Origin of the sequence: Thermococcus paralvinellae (assembly GCF_000517445.1) — an archaeon.
Taxonomy (GTDB): Archaea; Methanobacteriota_B; Thermococci; order Thermococcales; family Thermococcaceae; genus Thermococcus_B; species Thermococcus_B paralvinellae.
The window spans coordinates 915891-935368 of sequence record NZ_CP006965.1 but is presented as its reverse complement, the minus strand read 5'-3'; the positions used below and the strand labels follow the sequence as shown (position 1 = coordinate 935368).

Here is a 19478-nt window from a genome sequence, read left to right as displayed (position 1 = left end):
TAATGGTGATTATCATATGAAACACTTCGTGGACAGAAAAAATGAGCTGAGGGCAATAAGGGAAAAGCTGATGAGCAAGAAATTTGAGCTGATCGTGATATATGGCAGAAGAAGAGTTGGAAAAACCCGACTCGTTCTTGAGGCAGTTAAAGATTTCCCTCACATCTACTATCTAGCGGTTGAGGGTGACAACCTCAGACATTTTCGGGAAACTGCGGAGAGAATAGCCCCTGAAGTGAGATACGCACGCGAAGATTGGGAAAGCCTGCTCCATGCTCTGAAAGGAAAGGTGATAATCATAGACGAGTTTCCCAACATGATTAAGGAAGACCCCAAAGTCGTTTCCATCTTTCAAAAGGCGGTTGATCTTAATCTCTCGAATTCAAACACTAAACTTATACTCCTCGGTTCTTCAGTAAGCATGATAACCGAGAAGGTGCTGAGCTACAAGAGCCCGCTATACGGCAGGAGAACGGGTTCAATGAAGCTTAAACCAATGGAGTTCTTCACCTTAAGGGAGTTCTTCCCGGGGATAAGCTGGAAAGAGCTGATTGAGATATACGGGTTTACCGATGGGATACCCTTCTACATAATCCAAGTTAAACTACCCTTCTGGGAATGGCTTGAGAAAGAGCTGCTCAATCCCGTGAGCTTCTTCAGGGATGAGGTTGATTTTCTGCTCAGGTATGAATTCACGGAAACAAGAACCTACAGGCGCATACTTGAGGCAATAGCACTCGGTAAAACGACGCCAAAGGAGATAAAGAACTTCACGGGGATGAGGCACTCTGACATAACGCCCTACCTCAGAAATCTCATTGAAACTGATTTAGTCGTGAGAGAAGTTCCAGTCACAGAAAAGCCTGCTTCAAAGAAGGGACGCTACTATGTTGCTGACAACTTCTTGGCATTCTGGTTCCGCTACATCTATCCTAACCTGTCGAGGATTGAAGAGGGAACTTTCAATGTTGTAGAGATACGGGAGGATTACAGTCGGTATCTTGGTTGGGTTTTTGAGAAAGTTGCGAGGCAGTTCCTTGTGAGGCTAAATAAAGCCGGAAAACTTCCATTTAAGTTCACCAAGATTGGGAAGTGGTGGCATAAGGATGAGGAGATTGATCTAGTGGCTTTGAATAAGCGTGAGAGAAAAGCCCTGTTTGTTGAAGTCAAGTGGAAGGAGCTGAGCGAAAGAGAAGCTAAGAAAGTTTTGAAGGATTTGGAGATGAAAAGCGAGCTGGTTGGGCTGGAAGGGTGGGAGAAGTTTTATGGGTTGATAGCAAGGGATGTTGAAGGGAATGAAAAACTCAGAGAAAAGGGCTGGCTTGTGTGGGACTTGGGGGATTTTGAAAGTGTATTATAAACTTGTATAACTTCCCGAAAGTTACAGCAAGTGTCTTTCCAGTTCACTTTTCAATCTTAAGTATTTTTCATGGGCTCTTCTGCTTTTTCTTTTCTTCTGCCATTCATAGAGTGAGGCAAAGATGAAACTAATCCCAAAAGCAGCGAAAAGCTGATGCAGCAATTCATTATTTATGGGGAGGATATCTTCATCATCAGGAATTTTATCATGGTCTTTATCGTAGAGCGGATTTACGAACACTTGATATCCATCGAAAATAAACTTCTCATCTGGAGAAATTTGAAAGTCTCCCATTGTTTTGTTGTAATGGGCAATAACCTTGCCATCATTATTAAGGATTGTGAAAGAATTGACTTCGCTCAAATAAACATTTCCTGCCCTACTCAAGTGAGCATGAAAGTTATAGAATGCAATGCTATCCCTTTTGAATATAACTTGATTTCTGGAAGATATCTCTCTCATCCACAGCTCGTTACCGCTCATATCAAAGAGACCATACCAGTTGCTTCCACGTATTAAAAGACGGTGACAGTTTGTATCCAGTGCAGATACATCATTTTCAAGCTTCCAAAGAAAATCTCCGGAGGATGAAAATGCTAGTACTTCGTATCTTCTCATGTTTTCAGTACTCACTATAACTAGGTTCTCACACGAAAGTATCCTGTAGGGATTTCCCTTAATAGTTTTCTTCCAAAGCAGATTGCCGTTAGTGTCGAGGACAAAAATCTTTTCTTTGTCAATTCCAAAAATTCTGCCATTGGAGTAAGTCAAGGCGAAAGCAGAAATATTCTGCCGCCAGAGAAGCTTTCCATCGAGGGAATATGCAGAGATAAAATTCTGTGTATGTATTGTTGAACCCTTTATGTTGAGAATTTTTGACTCACTCACAAACAATGTGTTATCAGCAACTGCAAAGGAATATACCTTAAACTTCGTCTTAAACCTCTTTAAAAGCTCTCCTCTCTCTGAAAATATCATGATAATACTTCCTTCATTTGAAAATATGCTTAAATTTGTTTCAGCTACCACAAGCTTGTCATCATAAAATTTGCCTCTAATAAAACCCCCGGTGGTGAATTTGTCAAGACTCCAGATAGGCTCCTTGATAAAAGTTTCACTCTTTATGTAATCATAATATCCCAAGAGTGGCTGGATTGATAGTAGAAGGAATACTCCAAGAAACTTTTTTGTCCAGCTTTTCATTACCACTCCCCTGAATACTAAGAATTCACACTTAAAAAGTTTATCACGGCATTCAATTGAACTCTCCAATCATAGCCATTATCTTCCTATGCAGTTGCTTAATCAGTTCCCTTCTGTCTTCCATAAGCACAACATCGCTCGCTCCAATAACTTCAAGGTTGAAGGCGAATGGACTTGGCAATTCATTTTGTTCAAAAACGATGTTTATCTTGCCCTCTTTAACCCATTTCAAAAACAGCTCTGCATTATCAATGTCCATCTTATCCTCCATAATCTCGCGATAAACCTCTTTGAGGAGGGGAAAGTCTGGATAATTCTTCTTGAGGAGTCTCAACAAGGTTTGAGCATTCAGCTGCTGTCTGCTTAAGCTTTTCTTTCTTCCCATGTACCTCCTCAAAATAAGCAGACCCCTGTTGGCGACGTGTCTGAATCTTCTCTTCAAAAGCTCCGTGTTGTCCAAAGCTTTCTTAAGAGTTTCTCTTAAATCCTCAAGCTGGAATAAAGCTCTAATCTCCTCCTCACTTAATCTCTTCTCTCTCGGCAAAATCAACATAAAACCATTATCGCTTATGGCAATTCCCACATTGCATCTTTTCTTTTTGCTCACTAGATATGCAAAAGCTCTACTCAAGGCTTCATTTGCTCTCCTCCCTATCAGCGTGTGGAAGAAGTACTTTGCCCTTTTCTCTTCCAAAACTTCCTCAACCAAAAGGGTTTCATCATCTGGAATTGTTGAATACTTTGCTTGTTCTCTGAAATATCCTAAGATTGCTTTTGCTGCTTTTTCATCAATCTGATATTTCCTCATGAGAAAGCTTTTGGCTCTTCTATTGTTCAGCAGACCCTTAACCTCTCTTCTAAACCTCTGAATGTCCAATGCTAAATCAAAGCTTAATGGCAACATCTCGGAGAACCACGCTGGAATCGTCGGCTTTGCTCCCTCTTTGGGCTCGACGTAAATTCTGTTGCCCCTTGACTTTTTAAACTCATATGTCCTTCCAGCTAAGACAAAAATATCTCCGGGCATCAAGCGTTCAGCGAATTCCTCCTCAACCGTTCCAATAAATCTCTTATCCATTGTGTAAACTTCAATCTTGGCTTCATCTGGAATTGTGCCTGTGTTCATGTAGTAGATTGCTCTCGTCATTTTTCCTCTTTTTCCAAATTTGCCTTCCTTTTCATCGAGCCAAATCTTTGCATAAACCTTCTTCTCCTCGAGCCCAGCATATTCCCCTGCTAAATACCTAAGAACACTCATAAAGTCTTCAAAACTCAAGTTGCGGTACGGATACGCTCTTCTCACAAGCTTATACGCTTCGTTAATGTCCCACACTCTTTCCAAAGCCATGCCAAGAACATGCTGAACAAGAACATCGAGAGGATTCTGCGGAATTTTAATTCTGTCCAATTTTCTATTCCTCGCGTTGTGAGCTAAAACAGTACATTCAACCAGATCATCCCTATCCAAGACAAGGATAACTCCCTTGCTGACTTCATGCAGTCTATGACCAGCCCTTCCAATTCTCTGCAGAGCTCTGTTCACACTCTTGGGTGAGCCTATCAGAACAACTAAGTCAATGCTTCCGATGTCTATGCCCAACTCAAGCGATGTGGAGCTAACAACACAGCGAAGTTCTCCCCTCTTCAGTTTCTCCTCTACTTCAAGCCTAACATCTCTTGAAAGGCTCGAATGGTGGGCTTCAATTAGTTCCGCATATTTTGGGAACTTTTTCTTGAGATGATAGGCAACCCTCTCAGCACCGCTCCTTGTATTTGTAAATATCAGGACTGTCCTGTGCTGCTCAATGAGCTCATCCAAGCGTTTATATAAAGCTTCGCTCAGCTCACTCGCGGGGGCATAAACTAAATCCTCAACTACACTCTCCACTTTGATTTCAGTTTTCTTTGCAAAGCTGACATCAACAATCAAACCGAGGCGAGGGGTTCCATCATCATTAAAGCCGAAAACGAACTTCGCTACTTCTTCGAGAGGATGTATTGTTGCACTAAGCCCAATCCTAACAAAGTTTCCAGCTAAATTTTGTAACCTCTCAAGGCTTAAAGATAAGTGAGAGCCGCGCTTATTTTCAGCTAATGCATGAACTTCATCAACTATGACATACTTAACGGTTTTTAACCTCTCACGAAACTTTGGAGCGTTTAAAGCTATAGCTAAACTTTCTGGGGTTGTGATCAAAATATGAGGTGGCTTTTTAACCATCTTCTGCTTTTCATAGCTTGAAGTGTCGCTTGTCCTCACTGCGACTCTTATCTCCGGCAAGTCGTAGCCCATCTTTTGAGCAACTTCTCTAATTTCCCTGAGTGGTTCTTCTAGGTTCCTTCTGATATCATTGTTTAAAGCTCTGAGGGGAGAAACATAGAGAACGTAGATTTTATCTTCAAGCTCGCCTTCTTTTCCCAATAAAATCAGCTCATTTATGGCAGCAAGAAAAGCGGATAGAGTTTTTCCACTGCCCGTTGGTGAAGAAATAAGAACATTTTCACCCTTGTGAATCTCAATGACTGCATATCTTTGAGGAGGTGTAAATGTTCCAAATTTCCATCTAAACCACTCTCTAACCGGATCAACTAATATCTCGTAAATCTCCTCGTCGGTATATTCTCTCTGAGCGAACCTTATCATCGGACTAACCTTCCTAGGTTTGATTTTTAAACTCTTCGGTTAATTTAATAAACTTTTTAAATGAAAAATCTAAACCTAAATGAGGTGAGGGTATGGAAGTCCTAAAGAGAGTTATCCAGGAGTTTAATAAATATCATGGGAGTGAGGCTCAAGCTAAAATTGTCAAGGCTGAGGGAGATGAGGTTATCATTGAGTTTGACGGTAGCTTTTGTAAAACTTGCGGGCTTTACGATTACTTTGAGGACATAAAGTGGGAGGCAATGAACTTTGGATTAAATATTGAGCCTGTCGAAGTCCTAGAAAGTGAGGAGGAGTTTGAGAGAGGGAGATATTTGGTGAAGTACAAGCTCAAGAGTGAACAATCTTCTCAATAAGCCAAAAGAAAAAAGGAGAAATATCCCTTACGTCACTTGCTAAGCGGATAAAGTGAGTCGCGATAAATTGCTTCAATGGTCTCTTTTGTAGCCTCAACTGGTGCAAGGGACAGGAGCAGGTTGAGGCTTGGTGTTGTCATTGCGAGTTCTGTAAGCCTTTTCACGTCATCCTCAGAGAATCCAACGTCAGTGAGTTTCTGGGTAATGCCGATAGCAAACAGCCACTCTTCAACCTTCTTGGCTACGAGCTCTGCCTCTCCCGGAACTCCTTTAACTTCTGGAACGAGTGGCCTGTATATCTCAGCAAGTATCCTTGCAGTGGCTGGGTAAATGTGCTTGATAACTGCTGGTAAGAGAATTGCAAGACCAAGACCATGTGGAAGGTCTGGCTTTACAGCGCTGAGCGGGTGCTCGAGAGCGTGGGTGAAGTGGAGCAGACCATTATCGAAGCTAATTCCAGCTATTGCTGAAGCGTAGAGGAGGTAGTACTTTGCTTGAAGGTTGTCTGGGTGAATTAAGGCCTCTGGAAGATAGTCAAAGATAAGCCTGGCAGTTTCCTTTGCAAGAAGTATTGAATATGGTGAGGCAACCTTTGTTGTAGCGGCCTCGTTGACATGGTTGAGGGCATCAATTGTCACATAGCGGGTCTGATCAGCTGGAAGCTTTGTCATAAGTGTGGGGTCATCGATGGAGTAGAGCGGGTAGATACAGTCGTAAGCTATGGCTGGTTTGTACTCCTCCTCAAGGATTGAAGCAACTGCAAATCTGTTAACCTCAGTTCCAGTACCATGAGTGGTGTTTATGGCAATAATTGGCTTTGCTTTTCTTGGGGAGAACTGGAGCTTGTAGAGCTCTCTTGCGGTTTTATCGGTATACTCAAGCAAAATAGCAACGCTCTTGGCAGTGTCTATTGGACTTCCCCCACCGATTCCTATAACAGCCTGTGCTCCGAATTCCTTTCCCATTTGTGCGGCTTCATCGACCATGTCAACTGTTGGGTTTGGACCAACTTTGTCGTAGTGAACATACTCAATGCCGTTTTCCTCGAGGGCTGGTTTAACAACATCCCAAGCGCCACACTTCTTGTATGAGCTTTTTCCAGTGACGAGGATAACTCTACTTATGCCGCGGTTTTCCTTAAGGTCTTTGGCTATGTCATAGAACTTGTTAATTGCACCAACACCAAAATAGTCAATAGTCCTGCAGCGGAGCTCAAAAATTTGGTTTATGGGGATTTGGGATTCCCACAACATTGTACATCCCTCCAAATGTATTCAATAGTACATTATCTCTATCACTATAAAAACTTTTCTAAAACAAGAGATTTCCAACTAAAAGTTCAGAATTTTGGAGATTTAGCGTAAAACAGTAAACAAAATGGTTTAATAGGTTAAAATTCCTTTCTTAACCATTTTTGTTATCACAACCATAAAGATGAAAACAAAAATTGTCTGGTTATCTGTTATTCTTTATACTAGTCCAGCATCTTAGTTAACATAAAATCTAATGTAGAACTATGTAAATATAAACTATGGTAATTGGTTTCTTTATTTTTATTTTTGAAATAAACAAAACAATTAACCTTTGGTTGAGAAAACTTTGTTTAAAAAACGCTTTTATAACCTCTTTTGAAAAATGTAAATGACAAGAAGTATTCATTTGGATATAAAATAGCCTTACAGCTCAAATCAGTACCTAAATGTCCAAAGTGATGCGAAAATGTTAAAAGTTGAGCTATGCATCGGATGTACGGCATGTGCAAATGTATGTCCCTTTGACGCTATTGGGGTAGCTGATGACAGCAAAAGAATAATACACTTTTCTCCTGAAAACTGTGGTAACTGTAGCTTTGAGTGCAACGAAGTATGTCCAACTAGGGCAATAGAGAGAAAACCGGATAAAATAACACTGGAATTTGAATACGCTTACTGCCTTGAATGTGGCAGAAAGATGATGCGCACTAAAAAAGAAGCCGAATATTATGCTCAACAGCTACTTAAAATGGGCGAAAAGGTTGAGTTTGCGTTTATCTGTGATGAATGCAAGATGAAGAAGATTTCCTCTGTCTCTGACAAATATGAGGGATATTTAATTTGAGGGGGTGAATGTTAATGAAAGGTATGAGATTTGCTTTCCTATGTAGAGAAAAACCGGAACCAACAGGAAAAAAAGTCGCAATAATTGGTGCAGGTCCTGCTGGATTAAGTGCAGCAGGTTATTTAGTCTGCCAAGGTCACGAAGTCCACGTATATGACAAGTTGCCAGAACCTGGTGGATTGATGCTCTTTGGGATCCCAGAGTTTAGAATACCTATCTACAGAGTCAGAAAGGGGTATGAAGAACTCGAAAATGTATTTGAGGTCAAGTTTTTCCCCAAAACCAAAGTTGCATTCGGAAACGGTGAAGAGGAAGGAGATGAATTCGTTGAGAATGTCGTAAACTTCAATGAACTAGTTGAGAAATATGATGCTGTTCTTATAGCAACAGGAACTTGGGAATCATGGATGCCAAACATTGAGGGTGTCGATTTGGAAGGAGTTTATCCAGCTTTGGACTATCTCTTCAAAATCAAATCAGCAAAGCTCGGCCACATGAGCTGGGATGAAGTTCCTCCAATTGATGGAAAGAGAGTCATGGTGGTTGGAGCCGGACACACAGCTGTAGATGCTGCTATGGAAAGCTTACTTCTTGGAGCAGAGAAGGTTTACATGAGTTATAGAAGGACCATAAAGGAAGCTCCTGCCGGTGCTTATGAGATAAACCTCCTTAAGCAGAGAGGTGTTAGGTGGCTCGAGCTTACAGTTCCAGTGAGAATAATTGGTGAACACGGAAAAGTTGTCGCTGTCGAGTTGCAAAAATGTAAGCTTGGAGAGCCAGACGAAAGTGGAAGGAGGAAACCAATTCCAATTGAAGGTTCAAACTTCCAAATCGATGTGGATTATGTAGTCTTTGCAGTTGGACAAAGGCCCACCCCACCCTTTTCTGAAGATGTTGGAATTGCTGTTGACAAGAAGGGCAGAATTGTCGTTGATTCAAGGCACATGACAAGCAGAGAAGGTGTTTTTGCCGCTGGTGACGTTGTTATTGGACCATCAAAAGTCGGTAGGGCTGTGTTGGATGGACTGCTAGCTGCTGAAAGTATGCACATGTGGCTTCTTGGGAGGTGATTAAAATGGCAAGGAGAATTCTTCACGTTGATTACAGCTTGTGTATTGGATGTGAAACATGTCAAAGTGTTTGTGAGTTTATTCACCATGGAAAACCTCACATAAGAATTTACTACACTGAATCAGGGTTGCCGATTCCAATAAACTGTAGACACTGTGAGAAAGCTCCATGTATGAATGTATGTCCATCAAATGCTATCTACAAGGACACCGATGGTGCAGTAATCATTGACCCCAAGAAGTGTATTGGCTGTCTCATGTGTCTCGCAGTCTGTCCATTTGGTGCTCCAAGCTATGAAGCAAGGCTTAAGGTGGTCACAAAGTGTGACATGTGTGCTGACAGAAGAAGGGTTGGCTTAGAGCCTGCGTGCAGTGAAATGTGTCCAGCAGAGGCAATATTCTTTGGAAGACCAGAGGAAGTTGAAGACGAGATCAGAAGGAGAACTGCAGAAAAGATTGCAAGAGAGAGGATCTCCTCCACTGTTATGGAGAGCATTGGAAGAATTCTCTGAAAGCATCTATCAGCTTTTCGTTTTCTTCTCTTTTTCTCACACTGAAGCGAACATATTCTGGCAGGCCAAAAGATGTGCAGTCTCTAACTGCTATTCTTTTCTTTTTGAAGAATTCAACTGCTCTTTTTGCATCTCCGACATTTTTTATGAAGAAGTTTGCATCGCTTTTGACATTGAGGACCTTTTCTATTCTTTCTTTTTCTTTCCAGATTAGAGGCATAGTTTTTTTCAAATGCTTAAACTCATCTTTGATAACGAACTCCAAAAAAGCATAGCCTAGGGAACCAATGCTCCAAGGCATTCTAACGCTTTTAAAAGCCTCACTGAAGCCAATGACGTAGCCGACCCGTATTCCAGGAAGGCCGTAATTTTTTGTAAATGTTCTCAGCTTTACAATGTTTTCTCCTTCTGGGCTTCTGGCATCTTTAACGAAATCTATGAATGCCTCGTCTAAAACCAGGAGTGAATCTGTATCTTCCACCGCTTGAATTAAAGGTTTAAGTTTTTTTGGCGGATAAAATTTGCCATCTGGGTTGTTTGGATTGCAGAAGAAGACAATGCTCCTCTTTGCAACAAATTCAGCCAACGCTTCTGGGTTATTTGGAGCTCTGATAACCTCAGCATTAAAAATCCTTGCAATTCTTTCATACTCTTCATAAGTGTGCTCTGGGATAATTACCTTCCTTCTTTCTTTCATCGCAAGGATGCCAAGTAAATACAAAGCCTCAGTTATTCCCGCTGTGACTGTTACGTTTTCGCCAATCAAATTCGAGAGTTCTTCCTCAAGTTTTTCCCAATAAATGTAGCGATTGCTTAAGGCCTTAGCACGTTCAAACATATCATCTATCCATTCTGGAAGGTAAGGATTTAGAGAGGCAGAAAAATCCAGCAGCCCTTCTTCTCTTGCACCGCCGTGGCAAGCTTTAAATTTAACTGGTTTAAGCATTATATTTCCTCCAGCAAGCTGATTACAGCTTTCTTTAATTCAGGAAGCTGCTTTTTAATAATCACCCAAACTATGCTCAAATCGACACCAAAATAATGATGGATAACTACGTTTCTTAATCAAATCACGCGCTTCCATGGAATTTCGGGATGTTGCATCCGTATATTCTCAGGGATATGCTTGGCAGCTTCTCCAATTATCTCCAAGTTTCTCAGAACGGCATCACAAGTTTTTCTGTCTTTTGCAAAGGTTTCGAAATTATATCCTTCTGTATATTCCTCAATTCGTTCAATACTTTCCAGTATGTCTTGAAGAAAAAGCCGATAGTCCCTCTTAGACATAAACAATGTCCCTCCTAATTTGTTCCCACAATCTTTTTCGGCTTAATGCAGCGTTTTTAGTAATTAAATCAACTCTAACTCCGAGGATTTCCTCAAGATACTCTTTTAAATCCACAATTTCCCAACCAATTGGTCTCTCAAACTCAATGAGGATATCAATATCACTAAGCTCATCAGCTTCTCCTCTCGCATATGATCCGAAAATTGCAATCTTTTTTACACCGAATCTTTTATGCAGTTCGTCTTTGTGCCTGCGCAGGATTTCCTCAATCTCCTCAAGGGACTTCATCACTATCCCCTTCAGTTATTGTACAAAAAACGATTTAACGATTTCGGAAACAAATACAAATGCTATCCATTCTCCAACTACAATCCAATAAACCTTTAAAGCTTTTCTAATATCCTCTAATGTCGGTTCTTTCCCCTCAAATCTGTAAACGCCTGTTTTCTCAAGCCAAACCTCTAAAACGGCACTCATTGCGGCTATTGGCTTATCAGAGTTAAGCTTGAACTTGGCTTTTCTCCAGTATTCTATGACTTTTCTTGGATTAAAGGGTAGAAACAGCAGAACGGTAATTCTTGCAGGAACAAAGTTAAGCAAATCGTCAAAACGAGCTGCAAACCTGCCAAAATAAAGATAGCGTTCATTTTTGTATCCAATCATGGCATCGAGGGTGTTTACAGCTCTATAAACTAGAGCACCACTTAGTCCAAAGATAAGATAATAGAATAGAGGGGCAACTACGCTGTCAGTTATGTTCTCAGCTAAGCTTTCAATTGCTGCTGAATTTAAATGAGCCCTATCCAGCTTTGATACATCTCTGCTCACAATCCAGCTGACATACTTTCGCTGCTCCTCAATATCCTCCTTTATTGTGTTTTTCACGTGCTGAGCAAGGCTTTTGATAGCAAATGAGCTCTTTAGGAAGTAAACGCTCAAAGCAAAACCTATCCATTTAGGTAAAAACTCTGGAAGCCTTGAAAGAGCAAAAGCAAATGCAATCACAAATAGGGAAGCAAAAGCTCCTGCAGCAAAATCTAAAGCTGGACTCCTTCTTTTGTAATGCCTATCAAAAAAGCCGATTAGCTTACCAAACCACACTGTAGGGTGAAGCAAAACGGGAGGCTCACCCAGAGTTAAGTCCCAGATAATGGCGAGTATGAATATCCAGATGTACTCCATGTTCATCTTGAATAGCTGGATATTTTGTCCTTTTAACTTTTGAGTTTTCCTGTTGTTTAGTCATGAGAACTTTTTAAGGACGAGCATTCTAAGCTCACTGATTTCCTTTGTCAGCTCTTCCTACTCATTTATTTATCCGTTTAAAGAGGAGATAGAGCTTGGTTTAATTGAACATCCGATAGAGCACTTTGAGGATTTTGTTGGGGTGAAGGGGAGGAACTTAGGTAGAAAAGGATAGCCAGAAAAATACTAAAAAATTTGAAAATGAAAGCGGAATTAGCTGTACCTGACAACTGAAAAATCTACGGACATGTGGCAAAGAGGGCTGAAAAAGAGAAGCTGAGAGGAGAAGATTGGTGTTTGACTTAATGGATTTAAAGTTGCTGATGCTCTTTCTTTTTTCTTTTCAGCAACAAATCCTCAAGATCAAACACCAGAAAACCATTTTCCAAAAAATGTTCCTTATCTTCAATGGTTCTGGCGATAACTCCCAACCGAAGACTTCCAGTAAGGGGCAAAAGTTTGGACTTTCTCTTGAGCTTCCTGAGAATCCTTGAGACATCAATTTTTTTCAGGTCACTCCACTTAACTTCAAACAATGCTATATTTTCTCTGTCATAGGCAACAACATCTATTTCCTCTCCTTTGTGCCACCAGCGGCCAACCCTCATAGGTTTAAAGCCCAGATTTATCTGCTTAACGAATTCAAGGGCTGTCCTCTCATAGGTTTTTCCAACAAAGGCTGGAAAGTTCTTTTCCAGATCATCAAGCACCAGATCAAGGTTGCCTTCCTCCAGGTATGTGTAGTTGTGATAGACGAATCGGAACCAGAAGTTGAAGAACTCATCAGCTACTCTGTAAGACACTTTCCTTGTCTTTCGTGGGTCTTCGGTAACGGGCACTTCCCTCCTCAAGTATTCGTAATGATTCGTCAGCTCGCTGAGATACTTGCCAACGGTGAGAAGCTTAAGCCCGGTCTTGTCGCTTATTTCCTTTGGCGTAACATAGCCAAGGCTAACAGCTTCCAGTATCGAGAAGTATGAGCGGTAAAATCTGCCAAACTCAAGCTTGAGTGTATTTAAGCCCTCTTCACGGAGGGGGGCAAACTCATCGAAAAAGAGATTATTGAGAGTTTCAGCCACGTTTCCTGTGTAGTATCTCTTCAAGTAAAGAAGGTATCGGGGCATGCCACCGAGGGCGGAGTAAAGCTCAACAAAATGATTAGGGGACACATTAGCAAATGTATTCACGAAATCATAGGCAGTCCAGAAGTCAAACGGTCTCAGCTTTATCCATTCATCAACTCTGCCAAAAAGCGGTTCCTTGTTATCCATGAAAATGCGCTTCATCATGCCAACATATGAACCCACCCCAATGAGTATAAGATTGGAGTCCCCTTTCATGTCCCACAGCTTTTGAAGGGAAGAGAAGAAAGAGGGTTTAACTGAGCGAAAGTTCTGGAACTCATCAAAGACAACAATAAGCTTTTGCTCCTTAGAAAAGCTAAGCAAAAATTCAAAGAGCTCTTCAAGGGAAGAAAATCTTGGTGTAAAGTAGCTTGGAAGGTGCTCACCGAGAACATTTTCTATCTCTTTCAAGTATTCTCCAATCAACATTGCTTCATCCTTCTCTCCGACAAAAAAGTAAAGACCGAGCTTATTCTTAAGGAACTCCCTAACGAGCGCTGTTTTACCTACTCTCCGCCGCCCATAAATGACAATGAAAGTTGAACCTGGATGGGCATAAATTTTTTCAAGCTTTTCAAGCTCAACCTTCCTGTTGTAGAACATATTACTCACCAAGTATATTACTTATTTGGTAATATTTAAGCTTTTCCTTATGACCTCATACTCTTCCAGCATCTCCTCGCTTGGCTCTCTCAAGCCTCTGCGCACGTACCAGGCTGGATGTCTCAAATAGATAGCATCAAAGCCACTTCTTTTCAACGCTTTTTCTGCTGTCCTTCCTAGGGCAAAAATTGTTTTTGGTCTTAAAATTTCAAGCTCTTTCTTGAGAAGAGAAAGCTCTCGCTCATCGAATCCTTTGAGCTTATTCTCTGGGGGATTGCATTTTACAACATTTGTGATATACACAAAATCCGGGTTAATGCCAAGGGAAAAGAGAGCTTTTCTGAGCAGCATTCCAGAGGCATCTCTATAAAAGCATATTCCCGTGTATCCACAGCCTTTCCTTCCCGGAGCTTCTCCAACTAAAACAACCTTTGAACCAACCCAACCATTAGCAAAAGGCAAGCCCTCAAACTGTTTAACCTTGAGCTGGTATTCGTAGTATTCCTTGTGACATAACTTGGTGGGATTTTTAAGCAATTCATTGTACAGCTCCACAAGTTTGAATGCCTTTTGCTCATCTTTCTCGCTTTTAATTAAAAAGCGCTCTTTTGGATTGTAAATAGTCTTAGCATAAATTCCATAAGTTTTCTCGTCTAGGAAGAGTAAATCTCTCCAGTCTCTCAAAAATAGTGGCATAATTTTAAAGTTCCTTGGGTTGATGTAAATGTCGCCGATCTTTTTCAGACTTTCAAATCTCAGCAGCATGAATATAAATCAAAACTTGCATTTATATCAGTGATGGTCAAGCTGGAATACTTTACAATCGGCACAAGCAGTCACGTGAGTGGTCTATGTCACAGCATAATTAGAGGAGAAGTCTTCACAACTTGCTCACTTGGATGTGCTTACTGCTATGCAAGGTGGTATAGAGGTTCTCATGGGAGTCCTAGGCCTATTTTTGATGTTTTTAGATTAATCAAAGCTTTGGGAAAACTCGTGGAAAAGAACATTCCAGTAGCTCCAGTTAGATTCTCGGCTCTAAGTGACCCCTTTCAATCCCCAGCTAAAATAACACTCAAAGCACTTAAGTTGGCATACAAGCTCAAAGTGCCAGTGATTGTGAATACAAAACTTTATCCCTCAGAAAAACACCTCAAAGTCCTTGAAGATTTGGCGTCTGAAGGTTTGCTGGTTCTTCAAGTCAGCATAACGGCAGAGAAAGACGCTAAGGAAGTTAGAATCCTTGAACCTTTAGCAAGTTCAATTGAAGAAAGATTAAGGCTAGTGGAAAAAGCGAGTGAAGTCGGAATTCCAACGGTAGTTAGGATTCAGCCATTGATTCCGGGGCTAAGCGACAGAAATGTGGAGGAATTTTTAGATGAAATTGCTTGGGCTGGTGCTAGAATGGTCATAGTCGAGTTTCTCAGAGTTGAAAGAGAAAATTTTGAGTTCTATAAAAGACTCTTTTCCAACTATAGCGAGGTTTACAGCAAAGAATGGGACTCATATCTGCCGAGGACATCAAATGAAGAAACACCCCTTATTCAAGTTCCTCTTGAGTACAAACTTAAAACTGCAGAATTATTTGCAAAGAAATCCAAAAGGAGAGGTTTAGCATTTGCAACGTGCAAAGAAGGTCTCTTCAATCTTCACGAGCCTAAAACCATTGACTGCTGTGGGATGAGCTTTTTAGAAGTTGAGTGGACGAGGAGGCCGACGCTGTGGGATTTATATCTGGAAGCTTACGAAAAAGGAAAAGCGAGAGCAGAGGACTTATGGGAAAGATGCGAAAGAGAAAGACTTTTGTGTGGTGAACGATTGAAGTTATACCCTTCTTGGCTTTCGAGGAGCTTTAAAGCTCATGAGAAGAGGCTGAGGAGCATTTTAAAGAAGCCTGAGTTAATTGAAAAACTCGTCCCAGTCTTAAAATATACAGATGGACACTATGTGATTAACGAATTATTTAATTAAATAATTAAGCAATTGCACCGATTAAAGACAGCAAAGGATAAAACATCCAAAGTTGCTGTAATTTTTAGGTGGTTTTATGGAAACGAGAAAATGTCCCTTCTGTGGTGGAACCATGATAAAAGCTAAGAGCAATCACGAAGGTTACGCAACTTATTTCTGGAGAGCTCCTTGGAAAAAAGGTCTGAAGGCAGCTTTTAGTGGAATCATCAGAGCCTACCCATGGCTTTGCATTGATTGCGGAGCAATAATACCATATGTTGATGAGATAACTCTTCAAAAGATTCGTGAGGAATATGAGCAGGGTAAATTGGAGGGACAAATTTGAAAGGCATAGCCTTCTTTTCGGGAGGTAAAGACGGACTTTATGCAACATACTTAGCTGAAAAACAAGGGATCAAAGTCCCATATCTCTTGATCTTAAAAACCACCATTGGAGCTTCACCTCACTATGAAAACCTGGACGAACTAAAAAAGATTGCAAATGCAATGAATAGAGAACTGCTAATTTTTGATATGGCTAAAGGAAGTGAAGCCCTAGCTGAGTTCATAGCATCCCTCGATGTTGATTACATAATTGCAGGTGATGTCCTGCTTGAAGATCATTTAAAGTGGGTTGAATGGCTTGCTGAGAAGAGTGGAACAGAAGCCCTAGAACCGCTGTGGGACAGAAACACGCTTGAGTTAGCAAAAGAGATAATCAACGCTGGCTTTGAATATTCAATTATCGCTGTGAACAAAGAGAAACTCCCAAAGGATTGGCTTGGATATACATTCGGAAGCATTGAAGATTTAGAGAGGTTTTTAGAAAGAAATCCTGATGTTGACCCTGTCGGAGAATTTGCAGAGTTCCACACGGTGGTTTTAAAGTGTCCATTATTCGAGAAGAGCTTTGAGCTAAAGCCGTTGAAAGTTGAGGAGAGTGAAAGGTATTGGTGGTTGAGGTTCAGGCTGGTGAAAAAATGATTGAAAAGCTCGAATCTAAGGGTATAACCATTGAAAAGATGCTTGATGCAGCTATGGAGCTCTACATTGGGGATGATGCTGAAGAAGTCAGAAGAAAGCTTAAGTCCCTGATGCTCCACTATCTCAAGGATGTCAATGTTCAAGCCCTTCTTATGGCTGCATTGCTCCTTGAGGAGAACTTTAAAGTCAAAGGAGACCCAGTCAATTTAGTTGCAGATGAATTAATTGGCATTGACCTTGCAGAATACATTGGCGGAAAGATGGCGCTCTTCAACTTCTTCTACTACGACACCAAAAAGCCAGGAATGTTAAAAGAGCTACCCCCATTTTTAGATGATGCAGTTGGAGGATTCATAGCTGGCTGCATGACCAAGCTCTTCGAGACTATGCATTTCGATTCAGCCGAGACTCCCAGCGAAGGAAGAGAAACAGAAATATGAAAAGAATCGTAATGTAATAGCTGACCGTAAAAGGCAGAATTCCAGCTAAGCCGAGCGTGTATATGAAGGCAAGAACCAAAACAACGATGAGCAATATTCGGTAGTGTTCTTTCTTCATTGCACAGGATAATTAGAGGCAGAATTTTTAAGGCTTTTTAACATTGGATTAATTAGCCGAGGTGATCCAATGAAAAATATTATACCTTTTATGACGAGAATTCCCTTGCATGGAGATTTTGAAAAGGTGAGGCATGAGATTTGGGCGTTTCCTCTTTTAGCAGTTATCACTTCAGCTTTGCCTACACTTGTCCTTTACTTCGACTTCCCCCTCAAGAATATAATCACGGTTCTGTTCCTGTATTTTACAATAGGCCTGCTTCATCTTGATGGACTTGCTGACTTTGCTGATGGAATTATGGTTAAAGGAGACAGAGAAAGGAAAATTAAAGCCATGAAGGACTTAAACACGGGCATAGCAGGAATCTTCGCAGTTGTTATGGTTCTGTTCATTCAGGTTTATTCCTTGAACTATGCCCCATTTTATGCCCTTTTCATCAGTGAACTCAACTCAAAATATGCGATGGTTCTTGCATTGGCAACAAGAAAGCCTCTCGGAAAAGGATTGGGAGCATATTTCATGGAAGCCATGAACAGAAAGCAGCTTTTCATTGGAAGTTTGATTTACATAGCATTGCTTCTTCCACTGGTAATTTACAATCAAAAAGTAGTGTTCTCAATTTTATGCCTTTTAATTGGAGCTTATGTTATAAAGCTCAGCCTTGACAACTTTGGCGGTTTAAATGGCGACTGCATCGGGGCAATAGCTGAAATAACAAGGGCAGGAACGCTTTTGATTTTGGCTTTTGTTTGGTGGTATTTATGATAATAATCCTAGCAGGCGGAAAATCAAGCAGAATGGGAAAGGAAAAGCCAATTCTTAAAATTGCAGGTAAGCCTATGTTTTTCTGGATTTATGAGCAGGCAGAAAAAGTTGATGATGTTCTAATTGCATTGAGCAAAAATACGCCTAAAACGAAGGGATTCTGCATTAAAGAAGGAATCTCCTTTGTTGAAACAAGCGGAAAGGGATACATTCATGATATTCAAGAGCTTTTAAAAGAGTTTGGACCCTTTATAAGCGTCTCTGCAGACGTTCCTTTTGTGAAAGCAAGTGATTTCTGGCTCATTAAGAAAGCCTTTGATGGAAAGACAAGCTTAACAGGAGTCCTTCCTCTAAGCCTTGTTCCAAAAGATCTCAACCCTGTAGTCTATAAAGGATATGCGATTGTTGGATTAAATGCTGTGGCTGAAGAGGGAGAAGAATTTTTTGAGCTCAGCAATCCACTGCTGGCCTTGAATGTGAATACCCCTGAGGAGTTGAAGCTTGCAGAAAAAATTTCAAAAATACTAGGCTATGGTTGAATTCCTGGAATTATGTTAAGTTCGTCCAGTTCCCGATCTACAAGAGCAGCATAGGGAATATAACCCCGTTTCATCGCTTTGCTGCGAAAATCAAGGATCCTCTTTATGTCCTCCTCACTTCTTGTGCCATCATCCACATAGTCCACTACAAGCACAAATTTTTTGACTCTAATTATTTTATCGAGATACGAAACCTTCTCAGCGGTCCACGGACTTAGCTCAAGTCCATTGTAGAACACATCTTCTGAGGCCCAGCCAGACACAGCTGCTAAAAGTCTGCCGTCATCATAGTCGAGAAGGTTCTCACCGTTTTGAGGGATTATGAGGAAGGTCTCTCCAGTTCTGCTTCTTGTGTAGTTTGCTATTTCAAGGATGAGTTCTATCATTTGTTTTGCTATCCAGTTCTCATTATATCCATTATCAGCCCAGTATTCAAATTCATCAACTTTATCAAGGTAAACCCCCTGAAAACCTTGGGCAAGTATCTTATCAAGATACGCGAACACGATGCGCTTCCACTCCTCATCCCAGTATTTTACAGCATAGCAGCCTGGCCATTCGGGATTTTCTTTGCCAAGCCATGCAGGGGGATTTGTTTTCCACTCTTCGCGCCAGTAGAAGCGGTAGTCTTCAGCCTCGCCAATGCTGATGTATGCCACGGGGATAACTCCTGCGGCCTTTATTTTTTCAATCTCGCTTCTTGAATAAGCTTTATCATCAGTTCCATCTCTTGAGTAATCGATAACTACAAGATCAAAACCAGATTTAGCAATTTCCTCAGGGTCTGCGTTTTGAAGCTGATACGCCCAGCTACTGATTGTTAAGGTTTTTGGAAGTAGAGTTGAGTTGGTTGTGGGTGTTGATGATGTAGATGTTGACATAATTGGAGAAGAAGTCGTGGGTTTGGGAATACTGGAAGCTGATGGTAGTGTCTCTGCAGGAGCTGACGTAGTTGCTGAGGAAGTTGTTGCAGAGATTGAAGCAGTAGCTGTGGTAAATGTTTGGGTAGAAACAGTACTTGTAGTTTCAATAGCATGAGATTCGGTAGATGTTTGAAGCTTGGATGGAATCTGGGTTGAGTTTGTGGAATTAAAATGAGATATACACGCAGTTGCTAAAATAATCAAAACTAATAGTGCAATAGATGTGAATTTCTCTTTCA

At 40.9% G+C, this 19478-nt stretch carries 21 protein-coding genes and 1 pseudogene; 12 read left to right on the top strand and 10 right to left on the bottom strand.

Annotated elements, in window-relative coordinates:
• Positions 1 to 16 precede the first annotated feature (16 nt).
• Complete coding sequence (locus tag TES1_RS05200; protein WP_042680849.1) at positions 17 to 1360, top strand: ATP-binding protein; 1344 nt, start codon at positions 17 to 19, stop codon at positions 1358 to 1360.
• Between the two features lie 21 nt (positions 1361 to 1381).
• Here TES1_RS05200 and TES1_RS05195 read toward each other — a convergent pair whose 3' ends face one another.
• A complete protein-coding gene (locus TES1_RS05195) occupies positions 1382 to 2563 on the bottom strand; it encodes an outer membrane protein assembly factor BamB family protein (RefSeq protein ID WP_042680847.1) in 1182 nt (393 codons plus the stop codon).
• 52 nt (positions 2564 to 2615) lie between these two features.
• Positions 2616 to 5207 (bottom strand): ATP-dependent helicase, encoded by a 2592-nt coding sequence (locus TES1_RS05190; RefSeq protein WP_042680845.1) that lies wholly within the window; start codon positions 5205 to 5207, stop codon positions 2616 to 2618.
• A gap of 92 nt (positions 5208 to 5299) precedes the next feature.
• Here TES1_RS05190 and TES1_RS05185 point away from each other — a divergent pair, with 92 nt between their 5' ends.
• A complete protein-coding gene (locus TES1_RS05185) occupies positions 5300 to 5581 on the top strand; it encodes a hypothetical protein (protein ID WP_042680843.1) in 282 nt (93 codons plus the stop codon).
• Between the two features lie 32 nt (positions 5582 to 5613).
• Here TES1_RS05185 and TES1_RS05180 read toward each other — a convergent pair whose 3' ends face one another.
• Entirely contained in the window at positions 5614 to 6834 is a 1221-nt protein-coding gene (locus TES1_RS05180; RefSeq protein ID WP_227738517.1) for an iron-containing alcohol dehydrogenase, read from the bottom strand.
• A 466-nt stretch (positions 6835 to 7300) separates the two neighbouring features.
• Here TES1_RS05180 and TES1_RS05175 point away from each other — a divergent pair, with 466 nt between their 5' ends.
• From TES1_RS05175 to TES1_RS05165, 3 genes are read left to right on the top strand one after another with little or no spacing between them, the layout of a single operon-like run.
• Positions 7301 to 7678: a 4Fe-4S dicluster domain-containing protein gene (locus tag TES1_RS05175; RefSeq protein WP_042680841.1), complete on the top strand. Its 378-nt coding sequence runs from the start codon at positions 7301 to 7303 to the stop codon at positions 7676 to 7678.
• Between the two features lie 14 nt (positions 7679 to 7692).
• Complete coding sequence (locus TES1_RS05170) at positions 7693 to 8748, top strand: FAD-dependent oxidoreductase (RefSeq protein WP_042680839.1); 1056 nt, start codon at positions 7693 to 7695, stop codon at positions 8746 to 8748.
• A 5-nt stretch (positions 8749 to 8753) separates the two neighbouring features.
• Positions 8754 to 9260, top strand: coding sequence for a 4Fe-4S dicluster domain-containing protein (locus tag TES1_RS05165; RefSeq protein WP_042680837.1), 507 nt, complete (start codon positions 8754 to 8756; stop codon positions 9258 to 9260).
• On the opposite strand, the gene TES1_RS05160 is transcribed toward TES1_RS05165, so the two are convergent.
• From TES1_RS05160 to TES1_RS05130, 6 genes and pseudogenes are all read right to left on the bottom strand, one after another.
• On the bottom strand, positions 9232 to 10206 hold the full coding sequence (locus tag TES1_RS05160; protein WP_042680835.1) for an aminotransferase class I/II-fold pyridoxal phosphate-dependent enzyme: 975 nt from the start codon (positions 10204 to 10206) through the stop codon (positions 9232 to 9234). The two genes, TES1_RS05165 and TES1_RS05160, sit on opposite strands and share 29 nt — an antisense overlap.
• Positions 10206 to 10547, bottom strand: a pseudogene (locus TES1_RS05155) (HepT-like ribonuclease domain-containing protein). The gene TES1_RS05160 and the pseudogene TES1_RS05155 overlap by 1 nt, the downstream one beginning before the upstream one ends.
• Positions 10540 to 10836: a nucleotidyltransferase family protein gene (locus TES1_RS05150; RefSeq protein WP_042680833.1), complete on the bottom strand. Its 297-nt coding sequence runs from the start codon at positions 10834 to 10836 to the stop codon at positions 10540 to 10542. Before TES1_RS05150 ends, TES1_RS05155 begins: the two are co-directional and overlap by 8 nt.
• A 15-nt stretch (positions 10837 to 10851) precedes the next feature.
• Positions 10852 to 11730 carry an adenosylcobinamide-phosphate synthase CbiB gene (gene cbiB / locus TES1_RS05145; protein ID WP_042680831.1) on the bottom strand — a complete coding sequence of 293 codons (879 nt, stop codon included), beginning with the start codon at positions 11728 to 11730 and terminating at the stop codon, positions 10852 to 10854.
• A gap of 374 nt (positions 11731 to 12104) precedes the next feature.
• Complete coding sequence (locus TES1_RS05135) at positions 12105 to 13520, bottom strand: ATP-binding protein (RefSeq protein WP_042680827.1); 1416 nt, start codon at positions 13518 to 13520, stop codon at positions 12105 to 12107.
• 21 nt (positions 13521 to 13541) lie between these two features.
• Complete coding sequence (locus TES1_RS05130) at positions 13542 to 14285, bottom strand: uracil-DNA glycosylase family protein (RefSeq protein WP_042680825.1); 744 nt, start codon at positions 14283 to 14285, stop codon at positions 13542 to 13544.
• A gap of 33 nt (positions 14286 to 14318) precedes the next feature.
• Between TES1_RS05130 and TES1_RS05125 the strand changes: the two genes are divergently transcribed.
• The 6 genes from TES1_RS05125 to TES1_RS05100 all read left to right on the top strand — a co-directional run bounded on the left by TES1_RS05125 (position 14319) and on the right by TES1_RS05100 (position 18316).
• On the top strand, positions 14319 to 15491 hold the full coding sequence (locus TES1_RS05125) for a radical SAM protein (RefSeq protein ID WP_042680824.1): 1173 nt from the start codon (positions 14319 to 14321) through the stop codon (positions 15489 to 15491).
• Between the two features lie 76 nt (positions 15492 to 15567).
• Positions 15568 to 15816 carry a hypothetical protein gene (locus TES1_RS05120; protein WP_042680822.1) on the top strand — a complete coding sequence of 83 codons (249 nt, stop codon included), beginning with the start codon at positions 15568 to 15570 and terminating at the stop codon, positions 15814 to 15816.
• A complete protein-coding gene (locus TES1_RS05115) occupies positions 15813 to 16454 on the top strand; it encodes a PAB0415 family putative ATP pyrophosphatase (protein ID WP_042680820.1) in 642 nt (213 codons plus the stop codon). Before TES1_RS05120 ends, TES1_RS05115 begins: the two co-directional genes overlap by 4 nt.
• Positions 16451 to 16894, top strand: a complete 444-nt coding sequence (cobZ, locus tag TES1_RS05110) for an alpha-ribazole phosphatase CobZ (RefSeq protein WP_042680818.1) — start codon at positions 16451 to 16453, stop codon at positions 16892 to 16894. Before TES1_RS05115 ends, cobZ begins: the two co-directional genes overlap by 4 nt.
• A 187-nt stretch (positions 16895 to 17081) precedes the next feature.
• A complete protein-coding gene (cobS, locus tag TES1_RS05105; protein WP_042680816.1) occupies positions 17082 to 17777 on the top strand; it encodes an adenosylcobinamide-GDP ribazoletransferase in 696 nt (231 codons plus the stop codon).
• Positions 17774 to 18316, top strand: coding sequence for an NTP transferase domain-containing protein (locus tag TES1_RS05100; protein WP_042680814.1), 543 nt, complete (start codon positions 17774 to 17776; stop codon positions 18314 to 18316). The genes cobS and TES1_RS05100 overlap by 4 nt, the downstream gene beginning before the upstream one ends.
• Here TES1_RS05100 and TES1_RS05095 read toward each other — a convergent pair.
• Complete coding sequence (locus TES1_RS05095) at positions 18307 to 19197, bottom strand: MJ1477/TM1410 family putative glycoside hydrolase (RefSeq protein ID WP_265100809.1); 891 nt, start codon at positions 19195 to 19197, stop codon at positions 18307 to 18309. The genes TES1_RS05100 and TES1_RS05095 overlap by 10 nt on opposite strands.
• On the opposite strand from TES1_RS05095, the gene TES1_RS11085 reads away from it, so the two are divergent.
• Complete coding sequence (locus tag TES1_RS11085; protein WP_227738527.1) at positions 19169 to 19354, top strand: hypothetical protein; 186 nt, start codon at positions 19169 to 19171, stop codon at positions 19352 to 19354. The two genes, TES1_RS05095 and TES1_RS11085, sit on opposite strands and share 29 nt — an antisense overlap.
• Positions 19355 to 19478: the final 124 nt, after the last annotated feature.